We start from the raw sequence: 21,216 nt of genomic DNA, 5'->3' as shown, positions 1-21,216 counted from the left end.
TGGCTACGAGCGAACCTATAGTGGCCATATGACCAGCGCGCTACCTACTGAGAACACTTTCGACCACAGGCGGTCGTCCGATGGTGAGCACGTTGGCTATATCCATCTCACCAACGATGGTCTTTTTGCGCCGTTCGACCTCCTGCATCGTCCAGCCGGCGAAGCGACGGAACTGGAGGATGCGGAGAACATTCTAGAAGAACTGGGTCTTCGAATGTTCATCGAGGATTGGTGGCTGGACCTTGATGGGCGGCGCGTCAAGGTGCTGATTCAGGAGGTTCGGCGGGACACCATTTCGGTTGCTCAAGCGATGGATGGACCGATCGCCAAGTCGGTGGACCTCCTGGCAGTCATCGAACTTCCCCTTCCGACCGATCGACTGAGCCAGACCGCCTGACCGACGGGGTCCACCCATCCCGCGCTCGGAACCACCAGACTGTTCTTATGGACTGGACGCGTGCGAAGGACTGGCTGATCGGTGCCGTTGGGATGATCCTTGTCCTGGGCATCACGATTGCGATCCTCTGGTGGGCGGTGAGCAGCCCGGCGGGAATGTCCGGCGCGGAGCCAACGCCGTCGTCGACCGCGGCTATGCCCGGCGACCTTCCACCGCCTGCAGCTCCCGACGACCTGCCGCCGGACGACCTGCGGGAGGACGAGACGTGGCTCGCTGACCTTGAGTTGGACGCCGGAACAGTGGTTACCGCCGGTTCGACGCTTCGTGACGTGCAGGCTGTCGGTCAGGATGTGGTCACTGGGCCGGACGGTTCGGTCGCGGCCCGGCTCTCCGTGGACGCCACGGTGCCGTTCGAGGTTGTCGCCGACGAATTGGGGGAGGGAACCGTGGTCCGTGCAGCGGAGGGCGGCCAGGCCGCCGTCGTTCGCACAGTGGAAGCGCTGGGCCGCGAACTTCGCGTCGTGGCCACCGGCACTGTCGAGGTCGAGGGCGGCAGTCTCGTGGTCGAACCCCGCTCGATCGACATTGGCGGCCCGGACTTCCTCTCGAACGCAATCGGCACCGTGGTGCGCAGCCTCGTGACCATCGAGCATGAGATCGAAGGCCTTCCCGAGGGGCTTATGCTGCAGGAAGTCACCGTCCAGGACGACGGTTTTCGGGCCAATCTGAAGGGTGAAGGCGTTCGCCTGGGTCCTTAGTGCCACCCGCTGCTGCGGGAGCACTCCGGGTACGCAAAAAGGGAGGAAGCCGGTGCAGGCTTCCTCCCTTTTCAGGTTTAGTGCTTACGCGAGCACACTCACGCGTGAGTCGCGGCGGCCGAACAGCGCGTAGTCAGCCGAGGCGCGGCCCGGACCAACCAGTGCGAGGGTCAGCGCGGCGGCACCGAGCAGCAGCACAAGTTCGTAGCCGTTGTTCGCAACGAAGACGCCGGCGGAGATGTGCACCAGAACCAGTGCGCCCAGCATGTCGAGGGTCAGCAGCACCGCAACAGGGCGGGTGAGGAGGCCCAGGATGAGGGCGATTCCGCCGACCAGCTCAAGGGTGGCAATGACCGGGGCGGCGACCTCGGCCATGGGGATGCCCATGTCACCGAAGGCTGCGGTAGTGCCGGCAATGGTCCACTCGTTGAACTTCTGCCAGCCGTGTGCGGCGAAAAGGAAGCCGACGACGACGCGAAGCACGGTGCGGGCAGTGGTGGTCTGGGTGGCGTTGTTCATGAAGTTCCGTTTCGGGGTTTGGGGCTGGGTGGAACGAGCGACGCCGGTGCGCAACGGGTGAGCACCGGCGTCGTGCTGGTGATTGTGCCTGATTAGCGCACGAGAGCGAATCCGCTGGTCCACTGGATCTTCTCGCCGGCGGCGAGGGTCAGCTGCAGGAAGCCGATAGCTTCGAGTTCGCGGGCGCGGGCGAGGGAGCCGGCGTCGACGGCGTCCACTCCGCCGGCCTTTACGGCGTCGGCGAGGGTGTTCTTGGCATCGGTGTCGTCGCCGGCGATGAGCACGGTGGTCTGGTTTGAGCCGACGGTCTTGGAACCGAGGGTGGCCGCGAAGTTGGTGTTGAAGGCCTTGACGACCTTCGACGACGGTAGTGCGGACGCCAATTCGGCGGCGGCGGAGCTGTCAGGGGCAACGACGAGTGAATCGAAGGTTTCGAAGTTCAGCGGATTGGTGATGTCAACGACGATCTTGCCGGAGAACTGGTCACCGTACTGCGCGACGATGTCCTTGAGGGCGGGGTAGGGGACTGCGAGAACGACGACGTCGCCGCTGACGGTGGCGGCGCCGGTGCTGGACGAATCGATGTGCTCGACGGACGAGCCGCCTGCTGCGACGACGCCTGCGATGGCGCTGCCCATGTTGCCCTTGCCGAAGATGGTGAACGAAGTCATGTGGAGCTCCTTGAGAAAGAATTGCTTGCGGGTACAACTAATAAATTAGCACCGATTGGTTGTACATGCAACCATTACGTAGAATGAAGGCATGACGCGATGGCTCAGCAAGGACGAACAGGACGCGTGGAAGCGGATGGCGGCTGTGCTCGAGTTGCTGCCGGCGGCGCTCGATGGGCAACTGACGCGCGATGAGGATCTGACGCACTTTGAGTACTTCGTGCTGGCGTCACTGTCCGAGGTGCCCGGGCGGACGTTGCGCATCACAGCGCTGGCGTCGCAGACCAATGCAACGCTTCCGCGGCTTTCCAGGGTGCTGACGGGTCTGGAGAAGAAGGCGCTGGTGGAGCGGACCGAGTGCAGCGAAGACCGTCGTGCGAAGAACGTGACGCTGACCGAGACAGGGTGGGCCAAGTTGGTGGACGCTGCCCCAGGCCACGTTGAGTTCGTGCGCGGGATGGTGTTCGACCAGCTCACGCCGGAGCAGGTCGGACAGCTGTCCGAGATCACCACCCAGCTATTGAAGACGCTCGATCCCGAGGGGCGGATGTTTGCTTCCCTGGGGAAGTAGGTCCGCAGCCGTCACCGGACAGCCGGCGCTGCTAGCAGTTTCGCCCGCCGATAGCATTCCAGCCATCGGATAGCGGTAAACGGCTATCCGATGACTGAAACGCTATCGGCGGGGCACTCGCCCACGCTCGAGCGGCCGCCTGGCGGTGGCTGCCGCGCATTCAAGCTACGGCATCACGAAACCTGCAGGCCGCCGTTGATGTCGTAGGTAGCGGCGGTAATGAACCCGGCATCAGGACCCACCAAAAACGAGATGAGCGCAGCCATCTCGTCGACGGTGCCCACGCGACCAACCAGGATGTCCTTCGACATGTCCCGCTTGCGCTCCTCCGTGAGGGTTCCGCCCATGATGTCGGTGTCAACCGGACCCGGCGCAATGCTGTTGACCGTGATGCCGTGCTCGCCCATCTCCCGTGCGAGCGCACGCGTGAATCCAATGATGCCGGCCTTTGACGCGCTGTAGGCCACCTTGGAATAGGTACCCCCACCACGCTGGGCGGAGATCGACGAAATGCTTACCACACGCCCGAGCTTCCGCTCGATCATCCCGTGCAGCACCCGCTGCGTCACGAGGAAGGTTCCCGTCATGTTGACCGCGAAAACCCGCTCCCAGGCTTCCCTGGTCTCCTGCATGAACTCGGTGGGGGAGCTGATCCCCGCTAGGTTCGCCAGCGCCACAATAGGCGGCAACTCGGCTTCGATCCGGCCGATGGCAACATCCACCGAAGCCTCATCGGACACGTCAGTAGCAACACCGATTGCTTGAACGCCGTGCCGCTGAGCGATATCCGCTGCTGCCTCTTCGGCAGCGGCGCCGTCGATGTCGAGAATTCCGATGTTCCAGCCCTCGCCGGCCAACCGATTGGCTGTCGCCCGACCGATTCCACGTGCGGAGGCCGCCCCTGTGAGTACCGCTGTACGGCTTGAGGGGAATTCTGCTGATTCGGTCACCTTTGCTCCTGATGCTGATCGTTGTGATGGATGAAGTGCTCGTAGTCGTCATAGGTCTGGTTGATGTGCGCCTGCATCGCTTTTCCGGCCACCTCGGCATCACCGGTCCGGATTGCGTCAAGCACCAGCGCATGGTGCTCAAGCGCATGCTTCTGAACTTCAAGGAACGACGACGTCTCCCGCCGCATGCTGTACAGCAGCTTGCCGAGGGGTCCAAGAATCACCGGAATGAAGGGGTTCGCCGATGCCCGGAAAACTGCTTCATGAAAGGCAAGGTCGGCGGTGGTCACGGCATCGAGGTTGCCTGCCTGATGCGCAACCCGCAGTGCAGCGTTTGCCGTCTCCATACGGGTCAGGTCTTCTTTGGTGGCGTGCAGGGCAGCCAGTTCGGCAGCCCCGATTTCCACCATGCGCCGAATCTCCAGGAGCCGAAGTGAGACGTCAGGAGAAGCGGACGCCGCGGTTGCGGAGCGCAGGATGGCCTGCAGGTCCGTCCATTGGGCGCTCGGGTTCACATACGTGCCGAGTCCGCGCCGCACCTGAACCACATTCTGGGCCTGAAGCTTCTTCAATGCCTCGCGCACCGTCAATCGGCTTACATCCGTTGAGGCGGCCAGTTCGCCCTCAGACGGAAGGAACTCGCCGGGCGGATAAGTGCCGTTGATGATGCGCTCAAGGATCTCTTCGAAGACCGACTCAGCCAGCGAAGCACGCGCCATGGGTCCACCTCCCGGCCCGTCTGCGGGGAAGCACCGCTGCTACGCACATCCGCACGATCCATTTCCTCTCCGGGTACTTGTCAGACGTCATATGTCCGGTGCTAGTGTGACAGTCAGCACATCGCTCGTCAATGTACTTCGGGCACGTGCAGACCCTAAGACGGCAACGAGGCTTGCTTAGCTGACGAGGAGTACATACCAAGTGGACATACAACTACTTTTGGCGCTGGTTCTTGGAATCGCGACCATCATCATCCTTGTGCTGAGAACGCGCCTTGATGCGTTCGTGGCACTGCTTATTGCCGCCCTGGTGACCGGTCTTGTGGCTGGGCAGGCTCCGCTGGAGATTGTTTCGGCGATCACAACCGGGTTCGGCAATACCCTCGCGTCCATCGGAATTGTGATTGGTCTGGGCGTGGGAATCGGAAAGATTCTCGAGGTGTCAGGTGCCGCTAATGCCCTGGCGCTTGCGTTCCTGAAGCTGTTCGGCAAGGGGCGCGAACCCTGGGCAATGGCAAGCGTTGGGTCGCTCGTCTCCATCCCGGTGTTCTGTGACTCCGGCTACGTGATTATGAACCCGCTGGCCCGCTCCATCGCCAGGGTAAAGCGTGCCGGCTACATCACGCTGGCACTGGCCCTTGGCTGCGGTATGACGCTGACGCACCATATGGTTCCACCGACGCCGGGTCCCCTCGCTGTTGCCGGTATTCTCGGCACAGATCTTGGAGCTCTCATCCTTGCCGGGCTTGCGTTCACCATCATCCTGTTGCCGGTGGTCGTGTTCTACGCGAAATGGATCGGGCCGAAAATTGAGCCTGGCATGTCGGAGACCATTCGCGAGACCGTTTACGGTAGGGCCGCCAGTCACCACCGTGGCCGGACAACCACAGCCCTCGCTGACCATGGCGACGACGCGCGGGGTGACGGTACTGCCCATGCCATTGGCGCAACCGGACCATCGGAGGATCCCGAATACGGTTCCACCATTGACTTCGACAGTTCCGAACTGGGTACGCCGCCGGCGGGAGCCAAGCCCCACAAGGTAGGAGCCTTCGTTGCTTCCCTCCCGCTGCTCGTGCCTCTGATCCTCATCATTCTCAACACGGTGAGCGGTGCAATCGACCAGAGCAACCAGGGTGTTGTCGGTACTGGTGAGTACGAGCCCTCCGCGTGGGCCGTCCCACTGGCCTTCATCGGTAACCCCGTGGTTGCCCTCGTGATTGGCGTCATCCTTGCCGTGTACGTGCTCCTGCCCCGTTGGACTCCGCGTTCCAAGGTGCAGGGCTGGTTCGCTGATGCTGCTGCGTCAGCCGGGCTCATTCTGCTCATCACCGGTGCAGGCGGTGCCCTCGGGCAGGTGCTGCGTAGCTCAGGAGTCGGCGATGCCCTCGCTGAAGCCATAGCAGCGACAGCCCTTCCGGCCTTCCTGGTTCCGTTCCTGATTGCCACCCTCGTCCGTATCGCCCAGGGCTCCGGCACAGTCGCGATGATTACCGCGGCTTCGGTCACGGCTCCGCTGGTCACGTCGATCGGCGTTGACCCACTGGTTGCGGCACTTGCCTGCACGGCTGGATCCATGGTGTTCAGCTACTTCAACGATTCCTACTTCTGGGTGGTCACCCGCTTCTCAGGACTGGAAGGGACAGCGGCGCTGAAGGGCTGGTCTGGAATTACGACGGCGGTGTGGGCCGGCTCGATCCCGCTCCTGTTCATCGCCAACGCAATCTTCGGCTGACCGCGTAACTCTGCCTGACTAGTGCACAGCACTGCTCCCTGGGAATGCTTCCCGGGGAGCAGTGTTGTGCTGCGCTCATCCTAATCGAGACGAACCCGTAGCAGCATGAAGGCAGTGTCGCTGCCAGCTAGGCTGAGCTGAATGGCGGCAACCCCAACTCCAGCGCGCACATCCCTTCCCCGAAGCATCGCCCGAATTCTGCTTGGGGCAATCCTCCTGGCTGCAGGCACCGCCCACCTCACGGTCGCCCGCTCCGAATTCGCCGCTCAGGTGCCGTCTTGGTTTCCCCTGCCTACCGACGTCGTCGTGGTGGGGTCCGGCATCGTCGAACTACTCCTCGGCGCTGCACTGATTGTCCTTCCGCGGTACCGGATCCTCGTCGGTTGGATCGTCGCTGCCTTCTTCGTGGCGGTCTTTCCGGGCAATATCGCGCAATACGTCGAGGGTGTGGACGCCTTCGGCCTGGACACCGACCGCGCACGGCTCATCCGCCTCTTCTTCCAGCCGGTCCTCATTCTTTGGGCGCTGTGGTCCACCGGCGCATGGCGCGACCGCCGATTGCTACGCTCCTCAGATGAGCACCAACGCCGCTAACGGCATGAGGCTAAAACCGCGATGGGACGTGGCGTCATCGACATAGACGTTGTCATCGCGCTCATCGGAGCCGTCATTCTCATCGGCTTGGGCTCGATCTTCCGACACTCCTTCATTCCCAGCCCGGAATTTTGGTCCGGACTCGAGAAGCTCGTCTACTTCGTGCTGCTGCCGGCACTGCTGGTGACAGGACTTGCCGGAGCGGACTTCGCCTCCATTGAACCCGGTCCCATGGTGCTCGTCCTGACAGCATCTGCGACCTTCTCCGCACTGCTCGCCTATGCCGCCCGCCGGCCGGCCACCGGTAGGGACGGCCCAGCCTTCACCTCAGTTTTCCAGGGCACCGTCCGCTTCAACACCTATATCGGAGTAACGACGGCGGCAGCCCTCTTTGGATCCAGCGGCATCGCCATCGCAGCACTCGCCAATGCGGTGCTCATACCGTTCGGGAACCTCGCCTCAACCGTCGCGCTCGCACACTACGGACACCACAGGCTTCGCGGATCCGCCCTGATCCTGGCGGTGTTCGGCAACCCGTTAATTCTCGCCTGCGTCGTAGGACTCGCCGCCAACCTGATTGGCTCCGCTCCGGGGATGGGTGACTTTCTCAGTGCGCCGGCGCCGGCCGTCGGCGTGCAGCTGATCGCTGCAGTGCTTGGACTGCTGGGGGGAGCGGCACTTCCGATCGGCCTTTTCTGCGTTGGAGCCGGGCTGCGCGGACGGGTCTTCCCCCGCGAATCCCTGCGGCCCGTGACGGCCGCACTGCTGCTCCGGTTTGTGCCGGTTCCGGCAGCCACCCTGGGGCTGTGCCTCCTGCTGGGATTCACCGGCCCAGCCGCCGTCGTCTGCGTGGTTTTCCAGTCGCTACCCACGGCAACGAGTTCCTATGTCTTTGCCCGGCGGCTGGGCGGCGATGCCTCACTGATGGCCCAGATCACCGCCGCCCAGACCGTCCTCTCCGGCGTAGTGCTACCGGCCTGGATCCTCATCGCGCTGACGGTACTGCTGTAGGTCGCTAGGATCGATCCATGAGTATCAGCGAAGCCGCAACAAGCGAAGCGGCAGAGACCACGCTCGTCACCCTCAGCGACATCGAAGCCGCTGCTGAACGCATCAGCGACCTGGTGCTACGCACGCCGATCATTCAACTTCCGCACCCGCAGCGCCCGGATGAGGTGCTCCACTGCAAGGCCGAGTCCCTCCAGCCCACCAGCGCCTTCAAGCTGCGCGGCGCCTACAACACCGTTGCGCAGGTACTGGATCAGGCACGCGAACACGGCATCGTCGCGCAATCCTCCGGAAACCACGCCCGCGCCGTTGCCTGGCTGGCGCACCGGCTCAACCTGCGCGCGGTGATCGTCATGCCGGACGCCGCGCCGCTCCCCAAAATCGAGGCAGTCCGTGCGCTCGGCGCCGAGGTTGAGATCGTGCCTTCCGCGCTGCGCGACGTCCGCGCCCACGAACTCGTTGCCCAATACGGCTACGTCCACGTACCGCCCTACGACGACCCGCGCATCATCGCCGGCCAGGGAACGGTCGGCCTCGAAATCATGCAGCAGCTGCCCAACGTCGACACGGTCCTGGTCCCCATTTCCGGCGGCGGACTCATTTCCGGCATTGCGACGGCGGTTAAAGCGATCAATCCCGGAACCCGCGTGATCGGAGTGGAGCCCGAACTCGCCGCTGACGCCGCCCAGAGCTTCCGCGAAGGCCGCCGCATCACCTGGGAACAGGAGCTGACGTACCGCACCGTTGCCGACGGCCTCCGCACACCCGCGCTCGGTGTCCATCCGTGGGAGCACGTCAAGCGCTACGTCGACGACGTCATCACCGTCACCGAAGAGCAGATCCTCGCCGCAATGCGCCACCTCACCCTCGCCGGGCGGCTCGTAGTTGAACCCTCCGGTGCTGTGGCCACCGCCGCCTGGATGCACGACCTCGTGCCGCCGTCCGGAAACGCCCAGAACGACGGCGGCACAACGGCCGCCGTCGTCTCCGGCGGATCAGTGGATCCCGCCCTTCTGGCCAAGGTGCTGCAGCAGGCGGGCTAGAGCCGTTCGAGGAATCCGGTGAGTACACCCACCCAGACCTGGCGGGCGGCGTCGTTCGCTTCAGGAGAGGGAAGGCCTGCCTGCGTCGCCACGATCGACGCAGTACCGTCTTTCTTCGGCTCGCTGGTGACGAGGACAGCTGAGCCGTCCACCGCCTTGGACCGCCAGGTCATCCGACTGTCCGTGCCGCTGATCCGTGGGGGCTCGGCAAGGAGCTCCTGCACGGCTGCGTGAGTGGAGGCGAACTCCGACCAGCGTTCCATGAGCCCTTCCACACCGAGCGCGGTGGACCTGCTCACGCTCAGCTGAAAGGTGCCGTCCGAGCGCTGGCCGGGAAGGCGTCGTCCGATGTGGTGTTCGTAGGCGACCGCCACCGACTGGGCCCACCAGCCGGCCTGCTCCATTGAGCCCTCAAGTTCCTCGTACACCTTCGAAGCGATGTCCTTGTGGCTGAGGTCCTTGCCGCCGGCGCCGCTCAGTAACGTAACCCACTCTTCCCAAGGGCGTTCGGTGGCACGCTCGATCGACGCAATCCTGGGGTTTTCTGCCATTCCCGAATCCTGCCACGCACCGCCGACTATTCGGCCACTCTCGCCAAGAACTTCCGGATTCTCACGTTCAGCTCCTCTACCTGCCGCTTCACGATGACCGCGGGATCCGGGTTGATCTCATTGACCGGCGGCGCCTTGCGCACGTTGGCCGAACAGATGAAGTCGGCACAGATCAACGTCCCGACCGTGTTGCCGTTCCTACCTGACCGGCCCGCACGTTTGGCCACCCAGAGCAGGACGTCCTCCTTGGAGAACACATCGCGGCAGATCTCGCACAGTACCGAACGGTTTTTCTTAGGTCCGCCCTCCGGCGCTCGCAGGAGGACGCCGGTGATCCCGGTTTCATTCGGCACGATGAGATAACCGCGGAGCGGCATTTTCCCATCACGCCAACCGAGGAAGTCGAGCTTGTCCCACTCGAGCGAGTCGAAGTTCGCTGGGAGATTGAGTTTGGCCGTTTCGGAGCGGGTGGCATTGATGAACGATGACCGGATGTCGCGGTCGCTGATTTTTTGCATGATGGATCGCCTTGCAGATGGGTGTTCGAGGGCATGACACAGTGGCCCTCCACCTGCCCGGGTTCGGCAGGGAAGGGCTAGTCGCGTTCCTCACAGCTGGCCACAGCGGCCGCCTCGCTTCCAATGGCCGCGCTGACCGGAGCGGTTAGCGGCATGTCCATTCCCTTGGATCCGTCGTCGAATTTCTCGATTTCCTACCGTTGCATCTTCCCAAAGTGACGCGCCAGGGGCAACGCAGACGGAAGGTGTTGCGCGTCACGTCACCGCGCCATACAGTTGTCGAAGCGCTTCGACAACGCCTCTATCTCGCTCAAGGACCGACTTCATGCCCACTGACCAGCCCTTCCCGAAAGCCGATGAGCTCGTCTTCGGCGGCGACTACAACCCGGAACAGTGGCCCGAATCGGTGTGGCAGGAAGACGTTCGTCTGATGCGGAAAGCACATGTCAATCGGGTGACCATCGGGGTCTTCTCGTGGTCTTCCATCGAACCGCGGGAAGGTCACTACGAGTTCGGCTGGCTCGACAAGGTCATGGATCTGATGGCGGAGAACGGCATCGGCGTTGTCCTGGCCACACCCACGGCCTCGCCGCCGCCCTGGTTTTCCCTGGCACATCCGGAAGCCCTGCCGGTCACAGCGGACGGTGTGCGGCTGATCCATGGAAGCAGGGACACCTACAACCCGGCGGCACCGGCCTACCGCGCCGCCGCCAAGCGGGTCACGGCGGCCCTCGCCGAGCGGTACTCTGCCCATCCGGCGTTGCGGATGTGGCACCTCCACAACGAATACGGCACGGTTTCCTACGGTCCTGAGACGGATACGGCGTTCCGGGCATGGCTACGCGCGAAGTACGGGACCCTGACGCAGCTGAACGCTACCTGGAACACCGCGTTCTGGTCTCAGGGGTACGGCGAATGGAACGAGATCTTCGCCCCTCAGGCCACCCAATACCTACCCAACCCTTCCCAGCTGCTCGACTTCAAGCGCTTCTCGGCTGACCTCTTGAGAGATTGCCTGCGCGACCAGGTGAACATCGTCCGAGGTGTCCGCGCCGACGTTCCCGTCACCACCAACTTCATGCTCCCCAGCTGGAACCACTACGACCAGTGGGACTTCGCCGCCGAGATTGACGACGTCTCCGTTGACCACTACCCGGACACCCCGGGAATCGAGGGGAACATCCAGGTTGCCTTCGGCAGCGACCTCGCCCGCTCCTTCAACGGCGGCCGCCCGTGGGTGCTCATGGAACAGGCCACCACCATGGTCTACAACTACGCGCAGGGGCGGATCCTCGCACGGGATCCGGGCACGCTGCTGTTCAGCACCCTCCAATACCTGGCACGCGGCTCCACCGGATCACTGTTCTTCCAGTGGCGGTCACCGCGGGCAGGAGCAGAGTTCTTCCACTCGCCCATGGTGCCGCACGTCGGTGAAAACTCCCGGACGTTCCGAGAAATCGTCGAACTCGGCACCACGCTGTTCACCCTGCATGAACTTGCAGAGCCGCCAGCCGCCGGGCGACGCGTCAACCGGAACCGGGTGGCCATCGTCTGGGACTCAGCCGCGTGGTGGTCGACGGACACGAGCGCCCTGCCGTCTACCGACGTCGCTTTCCTGCCCGCCGTGAAAGCGGTCCACCGTGCGCTCTGGCTGCTCGGAATCAACGTTGATTTTGTCCGGCTCGATCAGGACCTGAGCGGCTACAACCTCGTCCTGGTACCCAGCAAGCTGGCCGCCTCGGACGCTGAAGCGGAAGCACTCCGGCGGTACGTCGCCGACGGCGGACACACCGCCATCTGGTACTTCTCGGGTAGCACGGATGGGAACCTCAACGTCCGGCCCGGCGGCTTCTCCGGAGCGTTTGCGGATCTCCTCGGCATCCGCGTCGAGGAACACTTCCCGCAGCTCGCCGCCACCGCGCTGAAACTCAGCGACGGATCCACCGCAGACTGCTGGGCGGAAACCGTGGAGCTCACGGGCGCCGCCAGCATCGCAGACTTCACGGATTACCCGCTCACTGGACGTCCCGCAGTCACACAGCATGCGTGGGGCTCCGGCATCGCCCACTACATCGCTACCCGGCTGGGCGACGACGCGCTGCGCAACCATCTGCACCGCATCCTGAACGACGCCGGCGTCCACCCCGATCATCCGGCCGCCGGTTACGGTCTTGAGGCGGTCCGCCGTTACGCCGGCGACTCCAGCTACCTGTTCCTCCTCAACCACTCAGCGGAGACGGCGGAGATTGACGTGTACGGTCATGACCTCCTCAGCGACACCGCGTTGAACGGGACCGCTACCCTCGCCCCGGGAGCCGCACTGATTGTCCGGGAAGTCGGCTGACCACAGTGGCCTCCCTCTTCTACACCAGCCCTGCGACTACCTGGCTGGAGGGCCTGCCCCTGGGGAACGGCAGGCTCGGAGCGATGGTGCTTGCGGGCGATTCGACCACCCGCCTGCAGATCAATGACAGCACCGCCTGGTCAGGCAGCACGGCCAGCGAACACCGGCATGGTCGCACCTCCGCCGAATCCGCCGTCACCGCGCTCGCCGACGCCCGGAGCGCCATCGTGGACGGGCGGCCGGTTGACGCCGAGCGGAACCTTGAGCAATTACAGTCCGGCTACTCCCAGTCATACCTGCCGTTCGCTGACATCATCCTCCAGCTGAACGACGACGTACGGCTTCAGGAGCGCAGGCTCTCCCTCTCCGACGCCACACATCGCACTCTCGCGGATAGACCCGGCGGCAGCGTCACACAGGACACCTTCATTAGCGCCGTTGATGGAGTGCTCGTGCACCGGTTGCGCTCCGGCAGCCCAGTCGACCTCACCGTCGCGGTCTCCACCCTGCTCAAGGAAACCGGCCGTACCAAGCGAAGTGACGGCGTCGTACTGGAGCTGAAGCTGCCCGCGGACGCGGCCCCCGGCCACGAACCCGACGAGCCGGCACTGCAATGGGAAATAGACGGCGTCGTTCCGCTGGAGGGGACGCTGTGCCTGGCGGCGCGCCACGACGGTTCCGTCACCCATAACGACGACGGAGCGACAGTATTCACGGGTGTCACCGAGTTGCTCTTCGTGGTTGCCACCGAGACCACCTTCACGGGGATCGGCCGGGAACCGGAAGGCTCGGCTGCGACGTGCGCAGAAGCGGCACACCGCCGTGCGTATACAGCGATCGAGAAGGGCTGGGACGCACTGCTCGCCGACCACATACGTGCGCACCGGGAGCTCTTCGACCGGGTGTCCGTAACGTTCACGCCCGGCCCGGGCGCACTGCCGGATCGCGAGCACGTCCCCACCGATATGCGCCTGGAACAGGCGAACGCGCACCCAGCGGGCGTGCTGACCGCCGACCCGCAACTGGTTGCCCTGCTCTTCGACTACGGGCGGTACCTGCTCATCGCATCGTCCCGGCCGGGCACCCTTCCAGCTACCCTGCAGGGGATCTGGAACGAGGACCTGCGTCCGCCGTGGTCGTCGAACTACACGCTGAATATCAACGCCCAGATGAACTACTGGGGAGCGGAAGTCGCCGGGCTGTCCGAGTGCCACCAGCCTCTCCTGGACCTTGCGGAAGCGTTGGCCGAACGAGGGCGGAACACCGCCGCGACTCTCTACGATGCCCGCGGTTGGGTAGCGCACCACAACTCCGATGCGTGGGCGTTCAGCTCCCCGACCGCCGGGCACGCGAGTTGGTCGCAGTGGCCTCTGGCCGGCGCATGGCTGATCCGCCAGCTCGATGAGATGTGCCGTTTCGGCTCCGCCACCCCTGAGCAACTCGAGCGGCTCTGGAACCTGGCGGTCGGTGCCGCCGCATTCGCCTGCGACTGGTTGATTGACGACGGCGGCGCCCACCTGGAGACCTGCCCCTCCACGTCACCTGAGAACTGCTACCTCAGCGCCCAGGGCAGGGCCGCCGTCGCAACATCCAGTGCGATGGACAGGACGCTCATCACCGAACTCTTCGAGACTGTGCTGGCTCTGGCTGACGCGGTTGGCCACCCGCACCACCCGATTGTGGCGGAAGTACAGGCGGCACTGCCGCGCATCGCACCACCCGCCGTGGGCGGGGACGGCCGAATCCTCGAATGGGGTACCCCCGAGGTGGAGGCTGATCCTACGCACCGGCACCTCTCGCACCTGTTCTTCGCCTATCCCGGAAGCGGCCCGACGCCGGAGCTGACGGACGCGCTCACCCTCTCCCTCGATCGCCGCGGTGATGATTCCACCGGCTGGTCGCTCATCTGGAAGGCCTGCCTCCGGGCGCGCCTGAAGCAGAGCGGAAAGGTGGGAGCCCTCCTCCGCCTGATGTTCCGCACGGCAGCCGAAGCAAACGGCCCGCACGCCGGCGGGCTCTACGCCAATCTGTTCGCCGCCCATCCGCCGTTCCAGCTCGACGGGAACCTCGGCTTCGTGGGGGCGCTGGCCGAGGTGCTCGTGCAGAGTCATGCGGGAATCATCGAACTCCTGCCCGCCCTCCCGGCTGAGTTGCGCACCGGCACCGGCAGCGTCCGAGGCCTCATCGCCAGGCCGGGAATCGCCGTCGACCTGCATTGGGAAAACGGTGTGATCCGCGAAGCCGCGCTTGCCCCGCGGCGTGCCGAGGCTGCGGGGGAGTATCTCGTCCAGCTGGGGGACCGCAGTGAATCGGTCACGCTCGCATTCGGCCGCCGCACTGTCCTCACTGACCTCGATTCACACAACACGACTAGCATTCCAACCAAAGGAAAGGCATCGCTGACGCCATGACCCAACACCTCGAAGAAAGAGACACCCGCACCATGGGAGATCCCGACTACCGCGACACCGGTCTCGAATTCCCTGCGGGGTTCGTCTTCGGTTCCGCCACAGCCTCGTACCAGATCGAGGGTGCGCACAACGCCGATGGCCGTGGACCCTCCATCTGGGACACCTTCAGCCACACCGAGGGCAAGGTCTTCAACGGTGACACCGGTGACGTCGCCTGCGACCACTACAACCGTTTGGACGAGGACCTCGATCTCATGCAGGACCTCGGGCTGGAGTCCTATCGCTTCTCCATCGCCTGGCCGCGGATCCAGCCCACCGGCCGGGGACCGGCCAACGAGGCAGGTCTCGCCTTCTATGAACGCCTGGTCGACGGGCTGCTGGCCCGCGGCATCAAGCCCATCGTCACCCTCTACCACTGGGACCTGCCGCAGGCACTCGAGGACGACGGCGGTTGGACCAGCCGCGCGACGGCCCTCGCCTTCGGAGACTACGCCCGCATAGTGGGTGAGCGGCTCGGGAACAGGGTCGCCTTGTGGACCACCCTGAACGAACCGTGGTGCAGCGCCTACCTCGGTTACGGCTCCGGCGCGCATGCACCGGGACGGACGGAATCCGCCGCTGCGCTTGCCGCCGTGCACCACCTCAACCTGGCCCACGGCCTGGCGGTGTCGGCTCTGCGTGAGGTGGTGACCAACAATCCCGACTTCGCTATCACCCTCAACCTGCACGTGTTCCGCCCGGACGGCGAGACCGGTCCCGAGGCAGTACGCCGCGTGGACGGCCTGGCGAACCGGCTCTTCCTCGACCCGGTGCTGAACGGCACTTACCCCCAGGACGTTCTGGACGACACGGCGGAGATCACTGACTGGTTCTTCATTCAGGACGGCGACTTGGAGCTGATCCAGCAGCCGCTGGACGTCCTCGGGGTCAACTACTACTCCACCAACCGGGTGCGGATGTGGGACGGGGAGGGCCAGAAGGAATCCTCCGATGGCCACGGTGCCGCCGCCGGAACGGCCTGGCCGGGTGCGGAGAACGTGGAGTTCCTGCAGCAGCCCGGACCGTACACGGACATGGGGTGGAACATCGACCCCTCCGGACTCGAGGACCTGCTCGTCTCACTCCATGAGCAGTTCCCTGAGCTGCCGCTGATGATTACCGAAAACGGTGCGGCTTTCCCCGACACGGTGGAAGTTGACGCGGACGGGACAAGGCAAATTCACGACGTCGAACGCATCGATTACCTGCGTCGCCACTTCACTGCCGCTCACCGGGCCATCGCCCGCGGCGTGGATCTGCGCGGCTATCAGGTGTGGTCGCTGATGGACAACTTCGAGTGGGGTTACGGCTACTCCAAGCGGTTCGGGATTGTGCACGTCGACTACGACACTTTGGAGCGGACGCCGAAAGACAGTTCGCGCTGGTATGCACAGTTGATCCGCGAGCGGCGCATCCCGCCGGTTGGCTGATCCACGCACCCACGCACCCACGCATCCCGGCAAGCCGGAACCGCCAGCGCCCTCGACCTGAACCGACCTGCGCAGCAGCCTTGTAGGGAAGATTGTTCAGGACATGGTCCATGCGGTCGTCGCGGCGTGAATGGCTAGGCGGAGAGTTTCCGTTTCCGTCTCGATCCGCAACGGTTCGGCGGGCAGAGCGCGCTCCGTCATGAGCCCGGTGAGAACGGTAGCAAGGAACCTCGCTCTCCGCTCAATCCCACCTGCAGGGATGGCGCCATCCTCGACCAGAACGGCTAGCCACCGTTCGATGCGGTAGCGACCCATCCGCTCAAGAGCGCGGTATGTGGCCGCTTCGTCATCGGACGGGGGCGATGCCACGTATGCGTCGTATAGAGCACCCCACTGCTGTCGGGCGCGCTCGCCGACGCCCACTTGCGCGAGGATCAATCGTAAGCACGCGAGAAGGCGCTCAGCCGGTGACAGCGCTTGATCGTTAATCGGGTCGTCCGGAATATCGAGGACGTTCATGCCCGCGACGACGGTATCGATGAGCTCGCGCTGCGTCGGGAAAAAGTGCCGTAGCGACCCAGTGCTCACCTGTGCGCGAGCCGCTACCGCACGCACACTCAGCCGAGCGGTTGGATCCTCGCCGAGCATCGTCGCCGCGGCGATCAAGATCTTGTCGCGCGTGCCTGGTTCTTTCGCCTGATCGCTCATGTCTGCTCCTTAGCGAGACAGCTTTCTATTACAGTGTGCTAGCTTATCTCTTGGCTGACTATTACGCTGTACTAGTCCTGAGCGAGGAGTGGAGAAATGGGTATCAGACACCGTCGGGTTCGAACAGGATCAGGCGAACCGCTGCGCCGTTACCGCTGGTGGCAGATGTTCGGCAGATCACTGCGTTCGATCACGTTGGACTCGTCCGACGGCACGAGGTTGACCTACTCCGTTGATGTCCGCCATGCCGGAGATATGACCGACGGCGAGATCCGCGCGCGACTCTACGTTGACGGCGCGCTGCGGTCATACGCGAAGCTGCCGACCCGGTTCGAGGTGCCGGACGGTCATATCGAGGTCGCAATCAACGGTTTCGGACTCAAACGCTGCCACTATGTGCGCACAGACGGAATCGAGCAGCAACTCTCTCCTGACCCCGCTTCCGCAGAAGGACGTCGCGCCCGGCTCCATCATCGACACCCCGGTACGAGTCGCGTCATCGGGGCCATCTCCACCGCGCTGGTCATCGTTGGCTTGGGCGTCGAAGTGCCGCAAGTCATCGCCTTGCTTTCCCAGATTCCCCTCATCGCCGACTCCATCGGAACCTTCACTTCACCGATACAACTCCCCATCCAAATCAACCTGCTCATCGGACTTGCCGCTGTCATCGGGAGTATGGAGCGAGCGCTGCGGATGCGATCGAGCTGGATCGATGAACTTGCCAGCTGACCCCCCCCGAAAGGAACCTACTGTGCAGCACACCACCCTGAATCCGCTTGGCGAGCAGGACGCACCCACACCGACTCCTCGCGTTCCGCCCGGCGTCGAATATCACCGCGTCTACGCGGGAGAGAAACGCCGAATCCTCCGCGGCATCTTCGCCATCATCCTGCTACTCGTCGGGCTCGTCTGCTTCGCGCAACTGTCCTTGATGGGGGCACGCCTCATCGATACGGAACTTCTTGGACGGGCGGGCTCCTCGCCCCTTCAGCACGCCGCCGGCGCCCTCTCCCTTGTCGCGCTCATCCCCTACAGCATGCTGCTGCAACGCCTGCTTTACGGAATTCCGTTCCGCTCGCTGCACTCCGTGACCGGGCGCTTTCGATTCGGCATCTTCAGTCGGGCGTTGCTCGGCTTCGGCCCCGTGGTAGTCATCGCTGTGTCTTTGTCATCCCTCATGATGCCCAGTCCACCGGCCGCCTGGACGATGATCGATCTCATCGCTTACTTCGTGATCGGGATGCTCCTCACACCACTTGCAGCAGCAGGCGAAGAATATGGCTTCCGTGGCTTCATGTTCCGCGTCGTCGGTGGATGGTCCCGCAGCGCACGCCTCGGAACCGTCATCGGCATCATCATCCCGACCGTCTTCTTCTCCCTTTTTCACGGCTCACTTGACCCCTACATCCTCACCTCGTACCTGGTCCTGTTCGGATCGATGGCGGTGATCACCTGGCGCACCGGAGGACTCGAGACAGCTGTCGTCCTTCACGGCCTTTACAACATCACTGGACTCGTTCTCGCCACAACGCTTCACGTCGATGTGGCCGGTCAACTTAACAGCCGGGCAGATGCCACAGGCTCGATAACCCTCCTCATCCCAAGCGCCGCATTCGTTCTCATCACCGGCATCATCTGGTGGAAAACACGCAAACCAGGGCCCGCCCGCACGCCCGGTAGCCCGGCGAGGGGTTGCCCGCAGAATGGACGGTGGTCTTGGACCTTGAAGCAACCTATTCGCCCGAAATGAAGAATCTCTTCGTGAATCCGACCCGAAGAGGTGAGGGCGTAGGAGCAGCCCTCTGCGATTGGCTTGAGGCAAAGGCAAGAACCGTCGGGTTTGATCACATCTACCTGCGATCCTCCTGCGGGTGGAGTTCGCAGGCGCCGAAGTTCAGTGGCTGGAGCCGAGTTGTGCTCGGTTATAAACCCTCAATCTCGTACCGTCGAGCAATCTCAGCGGTTGCCCTGAAAACTGGACAACGATCGCCGCCTGGTCTTCGTCGCTGCAGACGAGTTGGCCGCTCAGGAAGACGTTGCTCACAAGGCCATCATCGCACCGCTGAATACATGGTCTACTCGGGAAAGCAGCCAACGTCGAGAGAATGACAAAGGAGGGCGAAACCGCCCTCCTTTGCGTCGTTCAAGCCCGAGGCCGGCACTACCCGCCGGTCTGCGCCTCGTCAGATCCGCCACCGACGCGTCCGCTGGATTTCTGCAGCCGGTCGATGTGCTCGGATGCCTGCGCCTTGGTGATGTCCGCGGGAATTTCCTCCCCGGCTTCCCGTGCCAGCGTGTCCAGATAGCTGCGCTGAGCGTCCGTCATCGGTTCATCTCCGGTGACCCACTCCTCAGGGTCACGTGCAAAACCGCCCTGCGGCTCCGGCGTCGGGCTTCCCAAAGTTTCATCAGACATAAGTGCTCCTTCAGTGTTGGTTCTACTGGTTGGCTTCCGGGGGCAGCGCCTCATGGTGAGCGCGGCCATGCGTCCGCCGGTCTTCCTTCATCTCCGCCTCAAACAGATGCCGTTTCCCCTCCACAAGCTCATCGCGCGCACGCTTTTCGATGGCCTTGAACTCTGCGTAATAGTTGTCGTCATAGTCCTCGACGATCTGGAACGTCCACCGCCCCTCGATGACGTTTCGGCCCAGGACATCCCGGTTGACTTCCTCGGCGAGACTCTCATGTCCCGCCTCACGCAACAGGTCAACGGCCTCCCCCAGCGCGAGGTCCGCCGTACCCGTCAACCGGTGGAATCCATACAGCAGCCCACGTGCATGTTCCACTACTTCAAGCGCTTCCGAGAGTTTCCCGAGCGCCTCCACCGTCTTGTCTGTTGCCGATCCGGGCCGCTGGTGGTTGCTGTCCGGCCCGTCCGATCCTGAGATAGTCATACTGCTTACCATATACAGCGGCACCCCCGGTTGGGCAGATCCCAGCCTCCCACTATGCTCACGGCCGACACACGAATACCCTGAGTCCATGCCCACCTCCAGCAGGACTCCGGCCGGCAACAGTACGACGACTGCGCCCGATCTTCCTGCCATCCAGCGCCACACCGTGCGGGTCCTTATTGCCGCGCAAATCCTCGGCGGAATTGGCATGGGCTCCGTTCTCTCGATCGGCGCTGTCATGGCCGCCGAACTCTCCGGATCCGAGGCGCTTTCCGGTACGGCGGCCACCCTGAGCACCCTCGGAGCGGCAGCCAGCGCCATCCCGCTGGCACGGCTGGCGCAGCGGCTCGGCCGCCGGGCTGCCCTGACCACCGGAGCGTTTATCGCTGCTTCGGGATCACTCACCGTTATCGGTGCGGCCGCCCTCGGATCGTTTCCGCTGCTGCTCCTGGCCTTCGCGCTGCTCGGGGTCGGCACGGCCGTCAATCTGCAGTCCCGCTTCGCTGCAACCGACATGGCAAGTCCGGAGCACCGTGGGCGGGACCTGTCACTGGTGGTCTGGTTCACCACCGTCGGAGCAGTGCTCGGCCCCAACCTCATCGGACCGGGCGAGGTAATCGCCGAAAGGCTTGGCATGCCCGAGCTGACGGGACCGTTCCTCATCGCCGTCGGCGCGCAGGTCGCGGCAGCGGCCGTCTATCTGATCGCACTGCGGCCGGATCCCTACCTCATCAGCCGGGCAACGCCGTCGGACCCTAAAGATGACGCACCAGGCATGGTCCGAGGCAGGGGAGCGCTGATTTTCGCCATCGGATCGATCGCGGCCAGCCACGCGGTCATGGTCTCGGTCATGTCCATGACCCCGGTCCACCTGGTGAACCATGGCGTGACGCTCACGATCGTCGGGCTCACTATCAGCCTCCACATCGCCGGTATGTATGCTCTATCACCGGTGTTCGGCTGGCTGAGCGACCGCCTTGGCCGCGTGGGTACCATCCTGATCGGCCAGGCACTGTTCGCGGTTGCGCTGGTCACCGTGGCTTTCGGGGAAGACGACCCGGTGCTCGTCACGATTGGCCTGATTCTGCTCGGCCTCGGCTGGAGCGCGTCCACAGTTTCCGGATCAGCGCTGGTCGCAGACCTCGTCACCGGCGCTGCCCGGGCCCGCATCCAGGGCCGAACTGACCTCACCATGAACCTCGCCGGCGCGTTCGGGGGAGCGGCATCCGGTCTGGTGCTGTCGATGGTCGGCTACTCCGGACTTGCGTGGTCAGCGGGGTTGCTGGTGCTGCTCATCGTTGCCGGTGCGACGACGATGCGAACCGCCCGCCCGCTCTCCGCCTGACGACAAATAAA

23 protein-coding genes are annotated in these 21,216 nt (G+C 63.9%); 14 read left to right on the top strand and 9 right to left on the bottom strand.

What is annotated here, in order from left to right; genetic code table 11:
* Positions 1-28 precede the first annotated feature (28 nt).
* Together ASH00_RS13160 and ASH00_RS13155 are read left to right on the top strand one after the other, a co-directional pair.
* Positions 29-397 (top strand): hypothetical protein, encoded by a 369-nt coding sequence (locus ASH00_RS13160; protein WP_056549099.1) that lies wholly within the window; start codon positions 29-31, stop codon positions 395-397.
* Between the two features lie 47 nt (positions 398-444).
* The gene (locus ASH00_RS13155; RefSeq protein WP_056549097.1) at positions 445-1,155 is read left to right on the top strand and encodes an LmeA family phospholipid-binding protein; all 711 of its coding nucleotides are present in this window, start codon (positions 445-447) and stop codon (positions 1,153-1,155) included.
* 84 nt (positions 1,156-1,239) lie between these two features.
* On the opposite strand, the gene ASH00_RS13150 is transcribed toward ASH00_RS13155, so the two are convergent.
* Entirely contained in the window at positions 1,240-1,674 is a 435-nt protein-coding gene (locus tag ASH00_RS13150) for a DoxX family protein (protein ID WP_056549095.1), read from the bottom strand.
* 92 nt (positions 1,675-1,766) lie between these two features.
* Positions 1,767-2,345 carry an NADPH-dependent F420 reductase gene (locus tag ASH00_RS13145; RefSeq protein ID WP_056549093.1) on the bottom strand — a complete coding sequence of 193 codons (579 nt, stop codon included), beginning with the start codon at positions 2,343-2,345 and terminating at the stop codon, positions 1,767-1,769.
* 91 nt (positions 2,346-2,436) lie between these two features.
* Between ASH00_RS13145 and ASH00_RS13140 the strand changes: the two genes are divergently transcribed.
* Positions 2,437-2,916, top strand: coding sequence for a MarR family winged helix-turn-helix transcriptional regulator (locus ASH00_RS13140; protein ID WP_056549091.1), 480 nt, complete (start codon positions 2,437-2,439; stop codon positions 2,914-2,916).
* Positions 2,917-3,089: 173 nt separating this feature from the next.
* Here the strand turns inward: ASH00_RS13140 and ASH00_RS13135 are convergent, their stop codons facing one another.
* Both ASH00_RS13135 and ASH00_RS13130 read right to left on the bottom strand, forming a co-directional pair.
* Positions 3,090-3,866: an SDR family NAD(P)-dependent oxidoreductase gene (locus tag ASH00_RS13135; protein WP_056549089.1), complete on the bottom strand. Its 777-nt coding sequence runs from the start codon at positions 3,864-3,866 to the stop codon at positions 3,090-3,092.
* Positions 3,863-4,585, bottom strand: a complete 723-nt coding sequence (locus ASH00_RS13130) for a FadR/GntR family transcriptional regulator (RefSeq protein ID WP_056549088.1) — start codon at positions 4,583-4,585, stop codon at positions 3,863-3,865. Before ASH00_RS13130 ends, ASH00_RS13135 begins: the two co-directional genes overlap by 4 nt.
* A 202-nt stretch (positions 4,586-4,787) precedes the next feature.
* Between ASH00_RS13130 and ASH00_RS13125 the strand changes: the two genes are divergently transcribed.
* From ASH00_RS13125 to ASH00_RS13110, 4 genes are all read left to right on the top strand, one after another.
* Positions 4,788-6,320 (top strand): GntP family permease, encoded by a 1,533-nt coding sequence (locus ASH00_RS13125; protein WP_056549086.1) that lies wholly within the window; start codon positions 4,788-4,790, stop codon positions 6,318-6,320.
* Between the two features lie 141 nt (positions 6,321-6,461).
* On the top strand, positions 6,462-6,914 hold the full coding sequence (locus ASH00_RS13120) for a DoxX family protein (RefSeq protein WP_056549085.1): 453 nt from the start codon (positions 6,462-6,464) through the stop codon (positions 6,912-6,914).
* Between the two features lie 21 nt (positions 6,915-6,935).
* Positions 6,936-7,925, top strand: a complete 990-nt coding sequence (locus ASH00_RS13115) for an AEC family transporter (RefSeq protein WP_082566123.1) — start codon at positions 6,936-6,938, stop codon at positions 7,923-7,925.
* 17 nt (positions 7,926-7,942) lie between these two features.
* The gene (locus ASH00_RS13110; RefSeq protein WP_056549082.1) at positions 7,943-8,965 is read left to right on the top strand and encodes a threonine ammonia-lyase; all 1,023 of its coding nucleotides are present in this window, start codon (positions 7,943-7,945) and stop codon (positions 8,963-8,965) included.
* On the opposite strand, the gene ASH00_RS13105 is transcribed toward ASH00_RS13110, so the two are convergent.
* Both ASH00_RS13105 and ASH00_RS13100 read right to left on the bottom strand, forming a co-directional pair.
* Entirely contained in the window at positions 8,962-9,516 is a 555-nt protein-coding gene (locus ASH00_RS13105) for a hypothetical protein (RefSeq protein WP_056549080.1), read from the bottom strand. The genes ASH00_RS13110 and ASH00_RS13105 overlap by 4 nt on opposite strands.
* A 26-nt stretch (positions 9,517-9,542) precedes the next feature.
* Positions 9,543-10,034: an FBP domain-containing protein gene (locus tag ASH00_RS13100; RefSeq protein WP_056549078.1), complete on the bottom strand. Its 492-nt coding sequence runs from the start codon at positions 10,032-10,034 to the stop codon at positions 9,543-9,545.
* Between the two features lie 325 nt (positions 10,035-10,359).
* Here ASH00_RS13100 and ASH00_RS13095 point away from each other — a divergent pair, with 325 nt between their 5' ends.
* From ASH00_RS13095 to ASH00_RS13085, 3 genes are read left to right on the top strand one after another with little or no spacing between them, the layout of a single operon-like run.
* Positions 10,360-12,378 carry a beta-galactosidase gene (locus tag ASH00_RS13095; protein ID WP_056549076.1) on the top strand — a complete coding sequence of 673 codons (2,019 nt, stop codon included), beginning with the start codon at positions 10,360-10,362 and terminating at the stop codon, positions 12,376-12,378.
* Positions 12,379-12,383: 5 nt separating this feature from the next.
* The gene (locus tag ASH00_RS13090; RefSeq protein WP_056549074.1) at positions 12,384-14,789 is read left to right on the top strand and encodes a glycoside hydrolase family 95 protein; all 2,406 of its coding nucleotides are present in this window, start codon (positions 12,384-12,386) and stop codon (positions 14,787-14,789) included.
* On the top strand, positions 14,786-16,258 hold the full coding sequence (locus tag ASH00_RS13085) for a GH1 family beta-glucosidase (protein ID WP_056549072.1): 1,473 nt from the start codon (positions 14,786-14,788) through the stop codon (positions 16,256-16,258). Before ASH00_RS13090 ends, ASH00_RS13085 begins: the two co-directional genes overlap by 4 nt.
* A 96-nt stretch (positions 16,259-16,354) precedes the next feature.
* Here the strand turns inward: ASH00_RS13085 and ASH00_RS13080 are convergent, their stop codons facing one another.
* Positions 16,355-16,966: a TetR/AcrR family transcriptional regulator gene (locus tag ASH00_RS13080; RefSeq protein ID WP_056549069.1), complete on the bottom strand. Its 612-nt coding sequence runs from the start codon at positions 16,964-16,966 to the stop codon at positions 16,355-16,357.
* A gap of 96 nt (positions 16,967-17,062) precedes the next feature.
* On the opposite strand from ASH00_RS13080, the gene ASH00_RS13075 reads away from it, so the two are divergent.
* Genes ASH00_RS13075 through ASH00_RS17250 form a run of 3 tightly spaced genes read left to right on the top strand, consistent with a single transcriptional unit; the run spans position 17,063 to position 19,075 of the window.
* A complete protein-coding gene (locus tag ASH00_RS13075) occupies positions 17,063-17,695 on the top strand; it encodes a hypothetical protein (protein WP_056549067.1) in 633 nt (210 codons plus the stop codon).
* A 22-nt stretch (positions 17,696-17,717) separates the two neighbouring features.
* Complete coding sequence (locus ASH00_RS13070; protein ID WP_056549065.1) at positions 17,718-18,716, top strand: CPBP family intramembrane glutamic endopeptidase; 999 nt, start codon at positions 17,718-17,720, stop codon at positions 18,714-18,716.
* Entirely contained in the window at positions 18,713-19,075 is a 363-nt protein-coding gene (locus tag ASH00_RS17250; protein WP_442854360.1) for a GNAT family N-acetyltransferase, read from the top strand. The genes ASH00_RS13070 and ASH00_RS17250 overlap by 4 nt, the downstream gene beginning before the upstream one ends.
* Before the next feature lie 52 nt (positions 19,076-19,127).
* Here ASH00_RS17250 and ASH00_RS13065 read toward each other — a convergent pair whose 3' ends face one another.
* Together ASH00_RS13065 and ASH00_RS13060 are read right to left on the bottom strand one after the other, a co-directional pair.
* On the bottom strand, positions 19,128-19,382 hold the full coding sequence (locus ASH00_RS13065) for a DUF3072 domain-containing protein (RefSeq protein WP_056549063.1): 255 nt from the start codon (positions 19,380-19,382) through the stop codon (positions 19,128-19,130).
* Between the two features lie 22 nt (positions 19,383-19,404).
* Entirely contained in the window at positions 19,405-19,860 is a 456-nt protein-coding gene (locus ASH00_RS13060) for a hypothetical protein (protein ID WP_200954806.1), read from the bottom strand.
* Between the two features lie 88 nt (positions 19,861-19,948).
* Here ASH00_RS13060 and ASH00_RS13055 point away from each other — a divergent pair, with 88 nt between their 5' ends.
* Entirely contained in the window at positions 19,949-21,205 is a 1,257-nt protein-coding gene (locus tag ASH00_RS13055; protein WP_056549059.1) for an MFS transporter, read from the top strand.
* Positions 21,206-21,216 lie beyond the last annotated feature (11 nt).

Origin of the sequence: Arthrobacter sp. Soil782 (genome assembly GCF_001428435.1) — a bacterium.
Classification (GTDB): domain Bacteria; phylum Actinomycetota; class Actinomycetes; order Actinomycetales; family Micrococcaceae; genus Arthrobacter_D; species Arthrobacter_D parietis.
The sequence above is the reverse complement of the archived record's forward strand: the minus strand, read 5'-3'. Positions and strand labels throughout refer to the sequence as shown.

Coding starts and splice junctions, on each gene's coding strand:
- ASH00_RS13130 (WP_056549088.1), bottom strand. CDS start 4,585: ATGGCGCGTGCTTCGCTGGCTGAGTCGGTCTTCGAAGAGATCCTTGAG.
- ASH00_RS13075 (WP_056549067.1), top strand. CDS start 17,063: ATGGGTATCAGACACCGTCGGGTTCGAACAGGATCAGGCGAACCGCTG.
- ASH00_RS17250 (WP_442854360.1), top strand. CDS start 18,713: ATGAAGAATCTCTTCGTGAATCCGACCCGAAGAGGTGAGGGCGTAGGA.
- ASH00_RS13065 (WP_056549063.1), bottom strand. CDS start 19,382: ATGTCTGATGAAACTTTGGGAAGCCCGACGCCGGAGCCGCAGGGCGGT.
- ASH00_RS13120 (WP_056549085.1), top strand. CDS start 6,462: ATGGCGGCAACCCCAACTCCAGCGCGCACATCCCTTCCCCGAAGCATC.
- ASH00_RS13060 (WP_200954806.1), bottom strand. CDS start 19,860: ATGACTATCTCAGGATCGGACGGGCCGGACAGCAACCACCAGCGGCCC.
- ASH00_RS13055 (WP_056549059.1), top strand. CDS start 19,949: ATGCCCACCTCCAGCAGGACTCCGGCCGGCAACAGTACGACGACTGCG.
- ASH00_RS13080 (WP_056549069.1), bottom strand. CDS start 16,966: ATGAGCGATCAGGCGAAAGAACCAGGCACGCGCGACAAGATCTTGATC.
- ASH00_RS13110 (WP_056549082.1), top strand. CDS start 7,943: ATGAGTATCAGCGAAGCCGCAACAAGCGAAGCGGCAGAGACCACGCTC.
- ASH00_RS13140 (WP_056549091.1), top strand. CDS start 2,437: ATGACGCGATGGCTCAGCAAGGACGAACAGGACGCGTGGAAGCGGATG.
- ASH00_RS13100 (WP_056549078.1), bottom strand. CDS start 10,034: ATGCAAAAAATCAGCGACCGCGACATCCGGTCATCGTTCATCAATGCC.
- ASH00_RS13150 (WP_056549095.1), bottom strand. CDS start 1,674: ATGAACAACGCCACCCAGACCACCACTGCCCGCACCGTGCTTCGCGTC.
- ASH00_RS13145 (WP_056549093.1), bottom strand. CDS start 2,345: ATGACTTCGTTCACCATCTTCGGCAAGGGCAACATGGGCAGCGCCATC.
- ASH00_RS13160 (WP_056549099.1), top strand. CDS start 29: ATGACCAGCGCGCTACCTACTGAGAACACTTTCGACCACAGGCGGTCG.
- ASH00_RS13115 (WP_082566123.1), top strand. CDS start 6,936: ATGGGACGTGGCGTCATCGACATAGACGTTGTCATCGCGCTCATCGGA.
- ASH00_RS13085 (WP_056549072.1), top strand. CDS start 14,786: ATGACCCAACACCTCGAAGAAAGAGACACCCGCACCATGGGAGATCCC.
- ASH00_RS13155 (WP_056549097.1), top strand. CDS start 445: ATGGACTGGACGCGTGCGAAGGACTGGCTGATCGGTGCCGTTGGGATG.
- ASH00_RS13095 (WP_056549076.1), top strand. CDS start 10,360: ATGCCCACTGACCAGCCCTTCCCGAAAGCCGATGAGCTCGTCTTCGGC.
- ASH00_RS13105 (WP_056549080.1), bottom strand. CDS start 9,516: ATGGCAGAAAACCCCAGGATTGCGTCGATCGAGCGTGCCACCGAACGC.